Origin of the sequence: Citrobacter sp. UYEF32, from assembly GCF_040546205.1 — a bacterium.
Lineage (GTDB): Bacteria > Pseudomonadota > Gammaproteobacteria > Enterobacterales > Enterobacteriaceae > Phytobacter > Phytobacter diazotrophicus.
The window spans coordinates 387582-404302 of the sequence record NZ_JBEPNI010000001.1; the positions used below are offsets into that span (position 1 = coordinate 387582).

The window sequence follows — 16721 nt, forward strand, 5'->3', positions numbered from 1 at the left end:
CAAGGAATAATCATGAAAAAAAATGTCGTTTTCATTCACCTCGAAAGCCTTAACCAGGCGATATATAGCCGTCGCCAGTGGTTTCCATGCCTGAACAGCCTGACGCCACATACATTACGCTTTAATAACTTTATCTCATCCGCAACCTCGTCGTTTATGGCCGTCAGCGACTTACTGCATGGTGATGACGACATCCTTGAGCATAATGTGAATTTTGAGATCGGACTGGTACCGCACCGTAAGTCGCCGTCCATGTTTGATGATCTGCATAACGCCGGCTATCGTACTGCCGGTCTGGGTTTCCCACAAAACGTGGTGAGTTTCGATATGATCTGGAGCGAACGCGATCGCTTCAAATGGTTCGACACATCCAGCGAGATGTTGCATAACGCCGAGTCAATTATTTCTGACCATTCGCAGCCCTTCGCGCTCTATATCTGGAATCTGTGTAGCCACCTGTGCTATCAGGACGGTTATAAAGGCGCCAGTGAAAATAGTTTCATCCGCTGGCAACGCGGTTATGAAAGTATGGACAATACGGTTGGCGATATCCTGCGTCTGCTGATGAACCATAAACAGATGGAAAACACCACGCTGGTTATCTTCGGCGATCATGGCGACGATTTCTGGAACCATGGCCTTAACGGGGGGTTTGCCCACGCTATAGAACCTTATACCTCCCTGGTTCATACACCGGCATTTATCTATGACAGCAACTATAAAGCACGTGATATCAATCACCTGGTTAGCATGATTGATTTGAAAAAAACGGTCTTTGATATGTTGAACATTCCGGTGACGGGTGAAGATAACCCTGCCAGTTTCTCAGCGCTTTCGGGAGACAGGAAATACAGTTACAGCCGTAACCTGTTTGCCGCGCAGACCGGTGAAACGCGCCATACCCCGCTTCGTAAAGGCTACTCCATCACCTCTGAACTTTTCCATCTGCTGTATGTGAATGGCGAGTACAAGATGTATGCATGGCAAGCGGATAGTGCGAACCAGTTCAATTTACTGGATTACCTGAAAACCGAAAATGGTAAGGCTTCTATCGATTATGAACGCCTTGGAGCAGGCAGAGCCGCAGGCGCGCATCCGCATGTTCAGTACTTCTTATACCCAGGTTGTGAAACGGTAATTGTGGAGGCGTTTGAAGAGATGTCATCACTATTACAACAGTGGATTGCTGACAAAAACAGTCTGGTCGGTTAAGCACAGAGATAAAAAAACCCATCGTAAAGATGGGTTTTTTACTTTTAGCGCAGACGGGCAATCTCGATAATTTCGGTCGTCGAGATCGACGGGGTTCGCGGCAGGTAAACAACCTCACACCAAGGCTTAACCCAGTCAAAACGCCCTTCCCAGTCATCGCCCATTACCAGCAAATCAGCGTTTTTCATCTCGATATATCGGGCTTTATCTTCCAGCGATTCTTCAATGAACACTTCATCCACGCAGCGCATTGAACTGATAATTTTAACGCGGTCATCCTGGCTATATAGCGGGTAGCGCTGCTTCTTTTTAAAGCTCAGCGCGTCAGAGGAAACACCCACAATAAGATAATCGCCAAGCTGAGCTGCTCGCTCAAGGATATTCACATGTCCAATATGAAAAACGTCAAAAGTACCGAAGGTGATCACTCTTTTCATATCATATCCCCGGCAATACTAATTTAAGGTCACAGTGGTCAGGAGAGATCGAGTGTCCCAAACTTTTCTCGCGAATAAGATCGGTAATCATATCGACTTCATCAAGCGTCAGCGTTGGATAGATCGGCAAACAAAGTACCGAAGCAGATACTTTTTCAGCCACAGGCATCAGGCCCGGCTGCGCACTGGGTAATCCACGGTACATCGGGAATTCAGAAATCAGCGGGTAGAAGTAACGTCGGGTAAAAATATTATGCGGCTTGAGGCTTTCATAGAGTTCATCGCGGGAGCATGCAAAATCTTGATCAATAAAGATCGGTGTATAAGCATAATTCCACTCGATATTTTGCGGTTTATCGAGGATCCGCAACCCTTTAATACCCGCGAGTTTTTCGACGTAGCGCTTATAAATGACTTCACGGTTAAGTAAAGCCTGATCGATATGTTGCAACTGGAGCATACCAAAAGCGGCCTGAACTTCGTTCATTTTGCCGTTTATCCCCGTCGCCACAACCGTAGTCTCATTTGCGAAGCCAAAGTTTTTCAGATCGTCGATGCGCTTTTTCATCTTCGCATCCTGACAAATAATGGCGCCACCCTCGACAGTATTAAAAACTTTCGTCGCGTGGAAACTAAGGATGGATAGATCCCCATGCGTCAGAATGCTCCTGCCATTTTCTTTTACGCCAAAGGCATGGGCAGCATCATAGATAACACGCAGGTCATACATATCCGCGATGCGCTGAATCTCATCCACATTACACGGAATACCGTAACAGTGGACTGGCAGAATGGCCGTCGTTTCCGGGGTTATCGCCGCTTCAATTTTGCGCGGATCCATATTGCAGGTTTTTGGATCGATATCCACGAACACCGGTTTCAACGAGTTCCAGAGGATGGTATGCGCCGTTGCCACGAAGGAATAGGGGGTGGTAATCACCTCCCCTTTTACTCTCAAAGCCTGCAGGGCCGTTAACAGTGCCAGCGTACCGTTTGAAAACAGCGACAGGTACTCAACGCCCAAATATTCAGCCAGTGCCGCTTCAAATTGCTGATGAAACGGACCTGAGTTAGTCAGGTGTTTGCTCTGCCAGATCTGCTCGAGATAAGGAATAAACTCCTCAAGTGGCGGCAGTAACGGGCTGGTTACATAAATGTTTTCGCGCATGGATTTACTCCTGGCTCGCCTCGATATCACTGATATCGAGGACAAAACTTTGCGGCTTCTTACCATCGCAGTAATTCTGCCAGATGGTACGGAGCAATTTTTCAAAGGTTCGCGAAGGATCGACAACCTCGTTTTTCCGCTGCACAAAACGTTCACGCATGTTTAGACGGATGGCATTCAACTCTTCTTTTTTGTCTATCCATGCAAGAGCATGCTCAATATAGGCTTCCTCGTCTTTAACAAGGAATTGTTCGAGCTGATAGGCTTTTATGATCTCATTACCCTGACGACCGGCCATGGTTCTTCCGCTCAGGGTGAGCATCGGTACCCCCATCCAGACGGCGTTATTACTGGTCGTGCCGCCGTCGTACGGGAAAGTATCAAGCATAAGGTCGATCTCAAGGTGCATGCGCATATATTCTGCAAAATGCGTTTTAGCACGGAAAATAAGCTGTTCGGGTTTGACACCCAGCGCCTCAAATTTCTCACGCAGACGTGCGGAAACCTCTTCTGAGGGCATGTAACCAATTAACATTCTGGCATTCGGCGCAGCCGTCAGTATTTTGGCCCATGTGTTTACCACACCGTCGCTGATTTTTTTCGGGCGGTTAAGGCTACCGAAGGTAAATACGCCATTGGAAAGGGCTGGCAATGGATTCACATCCGGCACGTTTTTCGGCGGCTCATACTGAACCGGCATTGGCATAAAGATCAGTTTTTCAGTGAACTGATCGTCAAGCTCTCCGGGCTTCGCCATCCCCGTACCGCAAATATGATAATCCATGGCGTTGAGGCCGGACGTGCAGGGATACCCAATCCAGCCAAGCGCCACCGGTGCCGGTTTCAGCGCAAAGGTCGCAAGGCGGTTGTAGCCTGTATGGCCGGAGAGGTCGATAAGAATATCCACGGCATCTTCATGAACGATGCGGGCAAGCTCCAGCGCACTCTTCGTGAAGACATTGCGCCATTTCGTTGACGTTTTCTCGAAATACTCACTCACATCGTCATAAATTGGCGAGGTGTTGTAGACGTACAATTCATACTGTTCACGGTTGAAATTCGCCCAATAGGGTTTAAGGAACCAGGTGACCGGGTGATGGCAAAGATCGCCGGACACGAACCCAATCCGCAGTGGACGTTTCGGATCTTTACTGCCTGTCCACTTAAAGTGAGTTTTCTGTTCTTTAGCCCATTTCTCTGTCAGACGACCATATACGCGGTGTTCCTCGAACAGCGCGGCTGGCTCTATATTCGCGCTATGGGACAGTGCAAAATTCAAACGGCTGTGATTGCCCTGGTCGGAAGGCATAAGTTTAATGGCCTGGCGAAGTAAGCTGATAGACTCTTCTACCCGCAGGTTTTCTGCCACTAACACGGCGAGGTTAGAGACCATGCCCGCGTTATTTGGCGTAATGGATAACGCTTTTTTATAGCAATATTCAGCACTGGCCACGGCTTCATAATCAGAATACAGGCGCCCCAGCGCATCCCAGGCAAGTGCATTACGCGGGTCTGCGCGCAGGATGGCGCGCACCACGCGACCGGTCAGCCAGTCTTGCTGCAAATGCCACAGCGCAACTGCCAGCTCGAAATAGATGTCCCAGCTAACAGTAGTAATGCTCAGCGTACGGTTAATGGCGCCAATCGCTTTTCCGTATTCAGAAGTGCGGCTGTATACGCGTGAAAGTTCCAGCCATGCATTCGGATTCGCCTCCATCTTACTGACCACGTCCAGCGCCAGTTCTCTCGCTTTATCAAACTCACTGTTGAGAATAAGCGAATCGAGGCGATCGACAGTTTTATGGTCGACTGGCTGCATGTTCTTTTTATCAAGCGGGATAATATCCGCACGCAGACTTGCCCCTTCGAAGCCCCCATTTTGCGGCGCGCTGGAGAAAAGAATGAGAGGCAGGATCGTACCCGCCATTTCTGGCAGCGTAGCAACTTTGATTAACGACTGGTAATGCGCAATCCAACTGGCAACACTACCCGTCAAAACCCCTTTGCGGCGCAAACCGTCTACCAGCTTAACGTCAGCGAAGGTCAGATTATCTTTTTCCAGCACCGACACTTCCTGCGCGGTCAGCTCGATGGCTTCGTTCCAGAAGTTAAAGCCCGATTTTAATTGCTGGAAAGCCTGACCAAAGATGGTGGTCAAACGCGGCGTTTTTTGTTGATTGTAAACAGAAGGGACGCGCTGGAAATATAACCCTGCTGCGCCCTGCATGAACAATGCGCCTAAAGATAACAGGAGCTTCTCTTCATGCTCTGCTTTATCGGCTTCCGGGGAACGTGTATGGAAGGCCAGTTGCTCAAAGCTCATGCTAAGCGGCCAGGCTTCCCCCAATGCATCGAGCACGGACAACGTGACTACATCATCGGTCGCAATAAAGGCGCCGGATTCAGAACGCAGGCGATTATAAATCTTGCCGTTGCCATCGATTTCGCGACGGAAACTCGCCGCCCAGTGGAAATCCTGCAAACGGGCAAGATCGGGCTGGGCGGAAATAACCTGTGATGGCTCAGCGGCTGTGAGCAAGCTAAAGCGCGAACGGCGGTTCACAGAGAAATCGAGATATTGCTGAACCAGCAATTTATCCTGGTGAGGACAAACAGCCTCTGAAAGCTCCGCCACTTTGTCGCCGTAATGCGCCGGACACTCCTTCCAGGGAAAGAGATCGCCAACATAGCACAGCCCGGAACGTGTAACGCTGTCATGGAAATCAACAAAGTAGCTGGCATTGTTCATGCCGTGTAAATAGCGCAAAGCGAAGGTGTCATCATCCATCGCTTCGGCTTCACGGATTAACTCTTGCAGCGCTTCACGAGCCGGGTGTTGACTCATCCCCAACGAAAGCCAGGTTAATGCAGCGCGGGCGCTGCTTAAACGCAGTTCGTCACTGTTGGCGTCGCGCGTATGCAGGGCAATTGCGTCCTGAATAATCTGGCTGACACCCGCACCAGGCTGGGTAAGCCACTCGGTCGCTACCACACCCTGAGCCGTAAGGTGCTGTTGGCAAAAAGCGAACAGCGCTTCACGTGTCTGGCTATCCAGCAGCGAGAAAATATTGTGGATAATGATGTAATCAAACTGAACGCCAAGACCTGCCAGCAAATTTTCAAGGTCAGCGCAAAACAGTTGTGTGTTCTTAATGCCCGCTAATTTGAACTGCAACTGCCCGGCATCAATTTTCTCCGGTGACAGGTCGATACCGATAATTTCGGCCTGCGGATAGGCGAGAGCAAAGGGCATAAGATGCGAAGCATCGCCACAACCAATATCAAGGATACGTGCGCGGTCTGGCGCAGCGCCGTCAATACCATATAACCAGGCGCTAGCCTGAATACGTGTTGCGCTGAGATAAGGAGCAACAGTGTTCGACTTAGGTATAGCGGAACTGACTGACGCTAAATTGAAATTTTGCGGTAAATCTAAAGAGAACACAGCGCTATCCTTTACAGTTTGGAAACCATTTTCCTCATCCTACCAGCGCGCTGTGGTGTCCATTGGCAGAGTAAACGTCAATAATAGGGGTAATTCTATCTATCAAAAAGCGAGGCAAAGTGGCGCAACCAATACGCTGCGCCACTTAAGATTACGAAGAAAATTTATGATATAAAATCAATGGGATAAGATATTTTCTGAAAATATAATTCCATTACTCCAGATAAAAATCGACGGCATCGACATCCAATACCAGCACATCATCAAGTTGTGCAACATCCAGCCGCTCTGGAAAATAGTTATCAATGAAAATAGCGGGCCCTTTTATATGTGTTGATTTTTTGGCTGTGTCTTGCAAATGAATGATTTCATCAAATAACAGCGGTGAAATCGCCGCCTGATTTAATGTCTCAAGCGGTTTTTTCTCGTGGCGGGTGATTAAATGCAATGATTTACCACGGGCGCGGCTTTGATATAAAAAAGCCAGAACAACAGGGTTAGGTTGCTGACGAATAATTAGCGTATCGTCCAGATCGACATAGACGCGTTGGTATGACAACGTCGTTGCCGCGCGAGTGCGGATCGATCGTTCAATGAGCGTCACGTGCGGCGTCACCAGCGGAACCACATCCCTCCCCATAAAATCATGTAACGCCATAAGCGGCAAGTTAACGCCCCGAGCGCGTTGAGCAACCATGGTCCCGGCGACACGACATGACACTTCAAGTAATTTCCAGCATTGGTTACGGTCTTGTTTTAGCTGGAAAAACCAGGGCCCTCGTAAGGTCAACCCGGCATTGATTTCGCTGGCGATAGCGGCTATCTCATCATTCAGGGGGACACTTTGCGAACGCATCGTGATACCTGCCCTCACCCGTTCACGTGTACGCGGCCCCGCCCAGACAAGTTCACCGCGCCGGTTGGTAAAACAATCCACCGTCAGTTCCCGGCCAGGCAGATATTCAACCACCACGGGCATATCACTGCGGGCAAGAGTTTGCGTGAGTTGCTCCTCACTCTCCACAAGTGCAATGCCATTCCCCCCCTGTCCACAGTCGGGTTTTACGATAACCGGCCAGCTTATTGGCGTTTCCCCCATAGCGTAGACATGCGGAACCCAGTTTGCGCCAGCAAAACGTTGGTATGTCAGGCTCTTACGGCGAGCAATTCGCGTGGTTTCCCGATCGCCATTAACGAGATAACACCCGGATAAATCGCCCATCTCAGACAATTTTTCGCATACCGTATCGTGGGTAGCAAAAATCACGTCAATGTCATGGGTCACCAGCATATCTCTGAAATAAGCATCGAATTCCGCCGCATTGATATAGGGAACATCACCAATATAATCCGCGAAATGAAAACGCCCGTGATCCTCGCAGCTTGATGCGCCTATCAGCCGGTTGATATGGAGCGAATAACGAAGCGATTGCGCGATCTCTCCTGCGTTTTCCGATCCACAGGGAAAAACGAGCACATTGAGTTTTTTCATTATTTTTACTCCTCAGCCTCATCCGTAACCACAGACCTGACAATCTCGCTAAGTTGCTGAATGTCGTCTTCGCTATAGCGTTGGTCGCACGGCAAGGGGATCATGTAATTGACAAAGTTCGCCTCGACGCTATCTGGCTCAACACGTTCAAGGACTTCACGCCAGTAGGTGGCAACAAACACACCACGGGCAATGAGCGGCTGATGTAATGGGTGCGCCGGGTAGAAAAACGGGTAACAAAAAGGTCCCGGGACAGGAACCTTTGAAAAGCGAAACGCATTGAGCGAGCCAAGTGATTCACTCAGCAGCGCATAATTCCGCTCGCGGACCGCCCTGATACGTTCGTAATCGACCGAGCGCAAAATCCGTTCTGTCAATGCTGACATTTTCATGGCAGTGATGGAGTTCAGCGCAGACTCCGCCTGCTGAAAATCAGCATAACCGGCAGAGGTGCCATGCTCATGTTGCACTAAAAGATGTGCAGAATGATGGAGCGATTCCCGATCCTGAGTCTCAGGGAACGGTAAATCAATCTGCGTCTGCAGAAATCCGCCATCGGCGACGCCAAAAAATTTGCGTGGTGAATAGAGATTGGCCAGTGCCGGATTGCGCTGCTGATAAAATGCCTGAGAGTGATCGAAGATGATCCGCTGCGCGGGGATCATTCGCGAAAGTTTTTCTTTCTGCTCCCCGCCCTGCCCCAAATAATCGACATACAGAAGGCAATCTGCTTTTTCAAACGGTAAAGATAACAATGGCAGATAATCATCTGTGAGTCTGTACCAGACAATTTCTACCTTTGCGGCAACGACGGCATCAATAACACTTTGGCATATCAGTCTGGGTAACCAGAGGCGTTGCGGCCGCACGCAGGCTAAAAAATGATAAAGGGCACTGCGCGCAGAACGGTATGCTCTGGCGTGGGGATAATAATGCGCACCGGCAGGCGGTAATTCTAACGGGAAGTAACCACCGAATGTTTTATTTACCATTCTGAATTCAGTCAACGTAGCTAAAATTCTTTAACGCCTGCCTCACCTGCTCAGGCTCACAGTGCATCAAAACATCAATCATCGACAGATAAGGCACGAAATCGTGCGTGCCTTGTGAATACGCGGTATTTTTTGCCTGCAAAAATTGCAGCCTGATACCGTGTTCAGCAAAAGTTTTTGCATTATACAGATGCCGTCCCCCGGTGCTGTTTACATACCTGTCGCCATCCAGCGCTTTGCAAATACCGATCACCTTGTTCTCAGCATTTTCATTACGATCATAAGTCAGGCTGGAGGATCGGACTATATTTTGCTCCAGTCCAAGGTAACGTGATATGCCGTTAATCGCGACGTGGCAGCACGCAGTAATATCGCGATCCTCATTCCATAATGCGCTTTCCACCAGCGGCATGACGTCAGGAAAAAAAGGCGCTTTGCGATAACTCTGCTCAAGGGTCCGCGCGATTTTCTCAACCTGCAAAGAGAACGTCAGTTCACCAATTCGCTTAAATGATGAAGCTGAGGGTACAGGTAACGTAAATCTCTGCGCCTGCCCATCAACAAGAATGCTGTTGCGATTGATATATCCCTGCTTAATAAAGTTGGCATCGTCGTACAGCACGAAGACATCTGACTGATAGATAAGTTGGAAGTACCCTATCCATGGAAAAAAATAGGGCTGCATTATGGCAACATTCATCTTCCTTCTCCCTTTATCCTCAGTATTACCACCAGCGCGCGAAAGAAAAATTATCGTAACATTGCGCTGTTTTCACCATAGAGCAAAAAGGCGGAGGATCGACATTCTGTTTATGAAATTAGCCGGTGTGAGGGCAAAAAAAAACCAACCCCGAAGGGTTGGTTTTCAATGTCACGTTGAAGCGTATTATTAACGCAGCAGGGACAGTACAGACTGCGGAACCTGGTTCGCCTGAGCCAGTACAGAAGTACCTGCCTGTTGCAGAATCTGCGCACGGCTCATGTTGGACACTTCGGTCGCGTAGTCGGCATCCTGAATACGGGACTGTGCTGCGGACAGGTTAGTCACGGTGTTGTTCAGGTTGGAGATAGTAGAGTCGAAACGGTTCTGAATCGCACCCAGAGAAGAACGCTGAGTATCAACAGCTTTCAGTGCATCGTCGATAGAAGACAGCACGTTGGTTGCCAGAACGTCGAAGCCTTTAGTCTGAACGCTACGAGTTTCACCAGAAGCCAGACCAGTGGTAACACCGGTGGTACCAGTTGCGTTGTATTTGTTCCAGCCGCTGTTGCCAGAGATGGTGATGTCGATTTTCTCGCCATCTTTAGAGCCAACCTGGATAGAGATAGTGGTTGCAGAGTTAGAACCAGCCAGGATTTTGATACCGTTGAACTGGCTCTGGCTTGCAACACGGTTGATCTCGTCCAGACGTTGGTTAACTTCAGACTGGATGGAGTCGATGTCGGAACCGGAGTTGGTACCGTTCTGAGCCTGAACTGCCAGCTCACGGATACGCTGCAAGTTGTTGTTGATTTCGTTCAGAGAACCTTCGGCAGTCTGAGCGATAGAAATACCGTCGTTCGCGTTACGAGAAGCCTGAGTCAGGCCTTTGATGTTTGCAGTGAAACGGTTGGAGATTGCCTGACCAGCGGCATCATCTTTAGCGCTGTTGATACGCAGACCGGAGGACAGACGCTCAATAGCAGTGCCCAGCGCAGACTGAGATTTGTTCAGGTTGTTCTGAGTAGTCAGTGACAACAGGTTAGTATTGATAACTGCCATAATTACTTTCCTTCAAAAATTGATTTAGGGTCGGTGCCTAACACTTACGGCGTCTCTCACCGTCAACAAGGGTATCGGCGCATCTTCGAAGGACTTTAGAAATAATCGATAAAAACTTTTATCTATTTGTTTTTAAAACATTTAAATTTCTTAAAGCATCTTTTTTGCTTAAAAAACCACCTGTTCATAGCGATTTTTGTCTTCTACAATCCTCTTATTTACCACCAACTGCTCCCGCTTTTCTGTCGATTATTTTTTCATACGATGTGTAAACTTTTTTCTCGGGTTGCCGATAGAGAGTCAAGTTACACACAAGACGCAAAGGAAAACAGACATGGCTTCTATTAGTAACCTTGGTGTAGGTTCCGGTCTGGATCTAACCACGTTGTACAACAACCTGGAAGCAGCTGAAAACACCAAGCTGACAACGATTACCAACCAGAAGACCACATATACCGCTCAATTAAGTGCGTATGGTAAGTTGCAAAGTGCCTTAACCAGCCTTCAAACCGCGACAGCGGCGTTGGGTAAAGCAGCTACATGGAACTCAACAACCGTTAATAGTACGAACACCTCATTCTCTGCGGCCACGACCAGTGATGCAACCGTCGGGAATTATACTGTTAACGTAACTCAGGTTGCGAAAGCGCAAGTACTGATGTCCTCCAGTATTGCCAGCAACACTACGCAGCTTGGCGGAACGACAACTGACAACACGCGTACCATTACCATTACCCAGGCGGGGACAAAAACGCCGCTGACGGTAAAATTAGCAGATTCTGATACGTCATTAACCGGTATCGCTAATGCGATCAACAAAGCGGGCGGCAACGTCAGCGCAACAGTAATGAAGGCAACGGACGGCGACTACCGCCTGATGCTGACCTCAAAATCGACCGGTACCGATTATGACATGACGGTCACTGTAACGGGCGATGATACCCTGCAGCAGAAGATTGGTCATGACAGCACAAGTAGCGCACTTGCCGTGCAGACAGCCTCACAGAATGCGAAGGTGTCCATCAATAATGTTGCGATTGAACGTGCAAGCAACACCATTACTGACGCATTGCCAGGTGTGACGCTGACGCTCAAGTCAAAAAGCACGGCAGATGAAACGTTAAGTATTGGCCGTGCAACAGATGCGAACACCACGGCAATTAATAACTGGGTTACCGCCTATAACTCGCTGCAATCCACTATCGCCAGCGTGACGAAATATGTTGCTGTGGATGCAGGTGCTGATAGCCAGTCCTCCAGTAACGGTGCGCTATTGGGCGACTCGAACGTACGTTCGATTCAGTCTCAACTGCGTTCGCTGCTGACTGATGTACAAAGCCAGGGCGGGAATTACAAAATTCTGGCTCAGCTTGGGATTACCCAAAACCCGGTAACCGGTTCCGATGGTTCAACCGGCACATTAACCGTGGACTCAACGAAGTTATCGAAAGCGTTAACGGATAACCCGGAAGCAGTTCAGGCCTATTTTATTGGTGACGGTACTAAGACCGGTTTAGCGACCAAAATGAACAATACCCTGACGACGATGCTGAGCACCGCGACAGGTAAAACGGGCGTTATCCAGAACGCGCAAGACGGTATTAACAAGACCATTAAGACTCTGGATCAACGTTATACCGATATGGAAGCAACGATTGAAGCAACCATGGCGCGTTACAAGTCTCAGTTCACTGCGCTCGACACGCTGGTCAGTAAGTTAAACAGTACCGCAACTTACTTAACGCAGCAGTTTAGTTCTTCCGGCAGTTAAGGATTTGATATGTATAGCCAAAGTGGTGCTAATTCTTACCAAAAAGTTGGGCTGGAAAGCGCAGTAATGAGCGCAAGCCCACATCAACTTATTGTCATGCTTTTTGACGGGGCACACAGTGCCCTTGTCAGGGCGCGACTGTTCCTCGAACAAGGGGATTTGGTGTCTAAAGGCCAGGCGCTTTCACATGCTATCAGCATTATAGATAATGGTCTCAAGGCAGGGCTGGACATGGATGTTGAGGGAGATCTTCCTCAAAATATGGCATCGCTTTACGACTATATGGTGCGCCGTTTGTTACAGTCAAACTTGCATAACGACGTAGAAGGCATCATCGAGGTAGAGGGACTGCTGAACAATATCGCCGATGCGTGGAAACAAATTAGCACATCGGCTTCTACTCATCAGGACATGCGTTGATGACTAACTTCATCCCATCTCTTACCGACTGGCATGCGTTGCATGCTCTAAGCATCACCATGCTAAATCTCGCCCATTCAGGTAAATGGGATGAATTGATTGAACAGGAAGTCAACTACGTACAGCTTGTAGAGAGTATTGCTCGCAACCCGATTTCACCCGGCAATAAAGTACAAACTCAGCAGGCTAAAGAGCTGCTGGGTATGGTGCTGTCAAACGAAGCTGAACTCAAGGTGCTGTTGCATAACCGCATGGAAGAGCTGCGCCACCTGATTGATAAAACGGGTAAGCAACAGTCCCTGACCTCAGCCTATGGCAATTTGTCCGGTAAAATCTTGTTCCCAAATAATTTAAATCAGTAACCACCAATCCTATGGTTTTCTTCCATACTCCAGAAGTCCAATGACGCGACTTCTGGAGCAAGGAAGATGAAAAACCCCACTTTATTACAGACCTTTCACTGGTATTACCCCGATGGCGGAAAACTGTGGCCCGAAATTAAGGCCCGTGCTGCCAGCTTCAATGATCTTGGCATCAACATGGTCTGGTTACCGCCCGCGTATAAAGGCGCTTCCGGTGGTTATTCTGTGGGATATGATACCTATGATCTCTTTGATTTAGGTGAGTTTGATCAAAAAGGATCCGTGGCCACAAAATACGGCGACAAGGCTCAGCTTCATGCCGCTATCGACGCGCTGCACAGCCACGGCATTGCTGTTCTTCTGGATGTGGTGGTGAACCATAAAATGGGCGCCGATGAAAAAGAGGCCATTCGCGTCAATCGTGTGAACGAGCAAGACCGGACACAAATCGATGACACCGTGCTGGAGTGCGAAGCCTGGACGCGCTACACCTTCCCTGCTCGCCAGGGCAAATACTCGAAATTTATCTGGGATTTCAAATGCTTTAGCGGCATCGACCATATCGAAAATCCGGCAGAAGACGGTGTATTTAAAATCATCAATGATTACACCGGCGAAGGCTGGAACGATCAGGTGGATGACGAGATGGGTAACTTCGATTATCTGATGGGGGCGAATATCGATTTTCGTAACCATGCTGTGACCGAAGAGATCAAATACTGGGCGCGCTGGGTGATGGACCAGACCCAATGTGACGGTTTCCGCCTTGATGCCGTAAAACATATTCCCGCCTGGTTCTACAAAGAATGGATAGAACATGTCCAGGATGTGGCGCCTGAGCCGTTATTTATCGTCGCCGAATACTGGTCACACGACGTCGATAAACTGCAGCAGTATATTGACCAGGTCGATGGCAAAACCCTGTTATTTGACGCACCGCTGCAGATGAATTTCCATGAGGCCTCACAGCAGGGGCGCGACTACGATATGAGCCAGATTTTTAACGGTACCCTGGTAGAAGCTGACCCGTTTCATGCCGTGACGCTGGTCGCCAATCATGACACCCAGCCACTTCAGGCGCTGGAAGCGCCGGTAGAAGCCTGGTTTAAGCCCCTGGCCTATGCCCTTATCCTGCTACGGGAAAACGGCGTGCCGTCCGTGTTTTACCCGGATCTGTTCGGCGCAAGTTATGAAGATACCGGCGGCGATGGTGAAAAACATCATGTCGATATGCCGGTTATCGAAAAGCTGGACCAGCTCATCCTCGCCCGCCAGCGCTTTGCCCATGGCGTGCAGACGCTCTGGTTCGATCACCCTAACTGTATCGCCTTTAGCCGTAGCGGGACGCAAGACAATCCCGGCTGTGTGGTCGTCATGTCAAACGGTGACGACGGCGAGAAAACGCTGAATCTCGGTGCGAATTACGGCAATAAAGTGTGGCGTGATTATCTGGGATACCGCCAGGAGAGTGTCACCACCGATGAAAACGGTGAAGGCACATTTTGCTGTGATGGCGGGAGTGTCAGCGTCTGGGTACTGGAAGAGGTGCTGTGATGAGTGCGCTGAGCGAAAGGACTCCCTCAGCGCCTTCGTTCAGGGTTTAACGCCAATAACCGTTTTCTTTGCCAACGCCTGCGTGCACTCGACGGTCGGCTTATCAACCCGACGCAAGGTCATGCCGTCATACTCCAGTTGACTACCGTCGCGCTCAAGGCGATAGATATCGCGCTGTTGCGTCACGTTATACCAGTCATCTCCTCTGGGCATCAGCTTGCCCGGTACCGCAATCACACGTTGCCACTGGCGGCAATCCAGCGTATCCCCTTCTGGCGTAATGATCAGCGAGGCAATGGCCTCAGGACTGACCAGACTGCTTTGCGGTCCCACCGTCTGCCAGTTACCCGCCAGCCCTTCCGGGGCCGGGTGCTTGACCACAGAGGTAAAATCATCCACCTGAACGCAACCACTCAATGCCAGCATTGCGCCAATAATCAGTTGTTTTTTCATCATCTTTCCTGCTTTTCGCGACAGAATGAGTGTGGCACTAAACGCCCTCGGCCACCAGGGTTTCATCATACCAGACCCGATTTTTGACTGAGTACAGGTTTCCATTCATTAAACACAGGTAATATGCGCGTCCCGGGCACCGTCCGGTTCCTGTTTTGTTGGCTCCTTCTGAGTTCAGAGGCTAATACCATGTCATGGCAACACATTAAAACGACCTTCCTGGTTAAATTCTGGTCGCCCGTTCCGGCAGTTATCGCAGCCGGGATCCTTTCCACCTACTATTTCGGCATTACCGGGACCTTCTGGGCCGTTACGGGAGAATTTACCCGCTGGGGCGGGCAGCTCCTGCAACTGGCGGGCGTGCATACGGAGGAGTGGGGTTACTTCAAACTCATTCATCTTGATGGCACGCCGCTGACCCGAATTGACGGCATGATGATTATCGGCATGTTTGGCGGTTGCTTCGCAGCAGCCTTATGGGCAAACAACGTAAAGCTACGCCTGCCGCAACATCGTATCCGCATTGCCCAGGCTATCGTCGGCGGGATTATCGCCGGGTTTGGCGCGCGTCTGGCAATGGGCTGTAATCTGGCAGCTTTCTTTACCGGCATTCCACAGTTCTCGCTACACGCCTGGTTTTTTGCCGTCGCCACGGCCATCGGTTCGTGGATGGGCGCCCGCTTTACGCTCCTTCCCCTGTTTCGCATTCCGGTAAAAATGCAGAAAGTCTCAGCGGCATCGCCACTCACCCAAAACGTGGACCAGGCACGGCGTCGCTTCCGTCTGGGTATGCTGATATTCGCCGGGATGATTGGCTGGGCTCTGCTGACCGCCATGAACCAGCCGAAGCTGGGGCTGGCTATGCTGTTCGGCGTTGGCTTTGGTTTGCTCATTGAACGGGCGCAAATCTGCTTCACTTCTGCCTTCCGCGATATGTGGATAACGGGTCGTACGCTGATGGCGAAAGCCATTATTTTCGGCATGGCGGCCAGCGCGATCGGTATTTTCAGTTACATACAACTGGGTGTGGAAGCCAAAATCATGTGGGCAGGCCCGAACGCCGTGCTCGGTGGCTTGCTGTTTGGTTTTGGCATTGTGCTGGCGGGTGGCTGTGAAACTGGCTGGATGTACCGTGCTGTTGAAGGGCAGGTACATTACTGGTGGGTCGGTCTGGGTAATGTTATAGGTTCAACCCTGCTGGCTTACTTCTGGGATGACATCTCCCCTGCACTCGCCACAAGCTGGGATAAAGTGAACCTGCTGAAAACTTTTGGTCCGCTCGGCGGCCTGCTGGTGACGTACGCGCTGCTGCTTCTCGCCCTGCTCTTTGTTATTGGCTGGGAAAAACAGTTTTTCCGCCGCGTATCGCGGGCGGCAATTAAGGAGACCGCATGAATATCGTACCCGATTACCGTCTGGATATGACCGGTGAACCCTGCCCTTACCCGGCGGTAGCGACGCTGGAAGCACTGCCTCAGCTAAAAAAAGGCGAGATTCTGGAGGTCGTCAGTGACTGCCCGCAGTCAATCAATAACATCCCCGTCGATGCGCAAAACCATGGCTATACGGTGCTGGATATCCAGCAGGATGGGCCAACGATTCGCTATATGATTCAGAAATAGGGGAAATGCGGCCAGGAAATGGCTCAGCGGA

The 16721-nt window shown here is 49.8% G+C and carries 15 protein-coding genes; 7 read left to right on the plus strand and 8 right to left on the minus strand.

The window, feature by feature from the left end; all coding sequences use genetic code 11:
- Positions 1-12 precede the first annotated feature (12 nt).
- Positions 13-1212, plus strand: coding sequence for a sulfatase-like hydrolase/transferase (locus ABIB59_RS01960; RefSeq protein ID WP_041851811.1), 1200 nt, complete (start codon positions 13-15; stop codon positions 1210-1212).
- A 44-nt stretch (positions 1213-1256) separates the two neighbouring features.
- On the opposite strand, the gene ABIB59_RS01965 is transcribed toward ABIB59_RS01960, so the two are convergent.
- The 7 genes from ABIB59_RS01965 to ABIB59_RS01995 all read right to left on the minus strand — a co-directional run bounded on the left by ABIB59_RS01965 (position 1257) and on the right by ABIB59_RS01995 (position 10508).
- A complete protein-coding gene (locus ABIB59_RS01965; RefSeq protein ID WP_041851812.1) occupies positions 1257-1649 on the minus strand; it encodes an FAD synthase family protein in 393 nt (130 codons plus the stop codon).
- Position 1650: 1 nt separating this feature from the next.
- Entirely contained in the window at positions 1651-2817 is a 1167-nt protein-coding gene (locus ABIB59_RS01970) for a DegT/DnrJ/EryC1/StrS family aminotransferase (protein ID WP_222556176.1), read from the minus strand.
- A gap of 4 nt (positions 2818-2821) precedes the next feature.
- Positions 2822-6262, minus strand: coding sequence for an O-linked N-acetylglucosamine transferase family protein (locus ABIB59_RS01975; RefSeq protein WP_107224441.1), 3441 nt, complete (start codon positions 6260-6262; stop codon positions 2822-2824).
- A gap of 214 nt (positions 6263-6476) precedes the next feature.
- Positions 6477-7754: an ATP-grasp domain-containing protein gene (locus ABIB59_RS01980; protein ID WP_354033818.1), complete on the minus strand. Its 1278-nt coding sequence runs from the start codon at positions 7752-7754 to the stop codon at positions 6477-6479.
- 5 nt (positions 7755-7759) lie between these two features.
- Positions 7760-8746: a hypothetical protein gene (locus ABIB59_RS01985; RefSeq protein WP_354033820.1), complete on the minus strand. Its 987-nt coding sequence runs from the start codon at positions 8744-8746 to the stop codon at positions 7760-7762.
- A gap of 7 nt (positions 8747-8753) precedes the next feature.
- Positions 8754-9446, minus strand: a complete 693-nt coding sequence (locus ABIB59_RS01990; RefSeq protein ID WP_354033822.1) for a WbqC family protein — start codon at positions 9444-9446, stop codon at positions 8754-8756.
- Positions 9447-9635: 189 nt separating this feature from the next.
- On the minus strand, positions 9636-10508 hold the full coding sequence (locus ABIB59_RS01995; RefSeq protein WP_354033824.1) for a flagellin N-terminal helical domain-containing protein: 873 nt from the start codon (positions 10506-10508) through the stop codon (positions 9636-9638).
- A 334-nt stretch (positions 10509-10842) separates the two neighbouring features.
- Between ABIB59_RS01995 and fliD the strand changes: the two genes are divergently transcribed.
- The 4 genes from fliD to amyA all read left to right on the plus strand — a co-directional run bounded on the left by fliD (position 10843) and on the right by amyA (position 14615).
- Positions 10843-12279, plus strand: coding sequence for a flagellar filament capping protein FliD (gene fliD, locus ABIB59_RS02000; protein ID WP_354033826.1), 1437 nt, complete (start codon positions 10843-10845; stop codon positions 12277-12279).
- A gap of 9 nt (positions 12280-12288) precedes the next feature.
- Positions 12289-12699: a flagellar export chaperone FliS gene (gene fliS / locus ABIB59_RS02005; RefSeq protein WP_041851818.1), complete on the plus strand. Its 411-nt coding sequence runs from the start codon at positions 12289-12291 to the stop codon at positions 12697-12699.
- Positions 12699-13061 (plus strand): flagella biosynthesis regulatory protein FliT, encoded by a 363-nt coding sequence (gene fliT / locus ABIB59_RS02010; RefSeq protein ID WP_041851819.1) that lies wholly within the window; start codon positions 12699-12701, stop codon positions 13059-13061. The genes fliS and fliT overlap by 1 nt, the downstream gene beginning before the upstream one ends.
- Before the next feature lie 66 nt (positions 13062-13127).
- The gene (amyA, locus tag ABIB59_RS02015; protein WP_354033828.1) at positions 13128-14615 is read left to right on the plus strand and encodes an alpha-amylase; all 1488 of its coding nucleotides are present in this window, start codon (positions 13128-13130) and stop codon (positions 14613-14615) included.
- A 39-nt stretch (positions 14616-14654) separates the two neighbouring features.
- Here amyA and yedD read toward each other — a convergent pair whose 3' ends face one another.
- Positions 14655-15068 carry a lipoprotein YedD gene (gene yedD / locus ABIB59_RS02020; protein ID WP_041851821.1) on the minus strand — a complete coding sequence of 138 codons (414 nt, stop codon included), beginning with the start codon at positions 15066-15068 and terminating at the stop codon, positions 14655-14657.
- Between the two features lie 189 nt (positions 15069-15257).
- On the opposite strand from yedD, the gene yedE reads away from it, so the two are divergent.
- Positions 15258-16463 (plus strand): selenium metabolism membrane protein YedE/FdhT, encoded by a 1206-nt coding sequence (yedE, locus tag ABIB59_RS02025; RefSeq protein ID WP_071196374.1) that lies wholly within the window; start codon positions 15258-15260, stop codon positions 16461-16463.
- A complete protein-coding gene (gene yedF, locus ABIB59_RS02030) occupies positions 16460-16690 on the plus strand; it encodes a sulfurtransferase-like selenium metabolism protein YedF (protein WP_354033830.1) in 231 nt (76 codons plus the stop codon). Before yedE ends, yedF begins: the two co-directional genes overlap by 4 nt.
- The last annotated feature ends 31 nt before the right edge of the window (positions 16691-16721 follow it).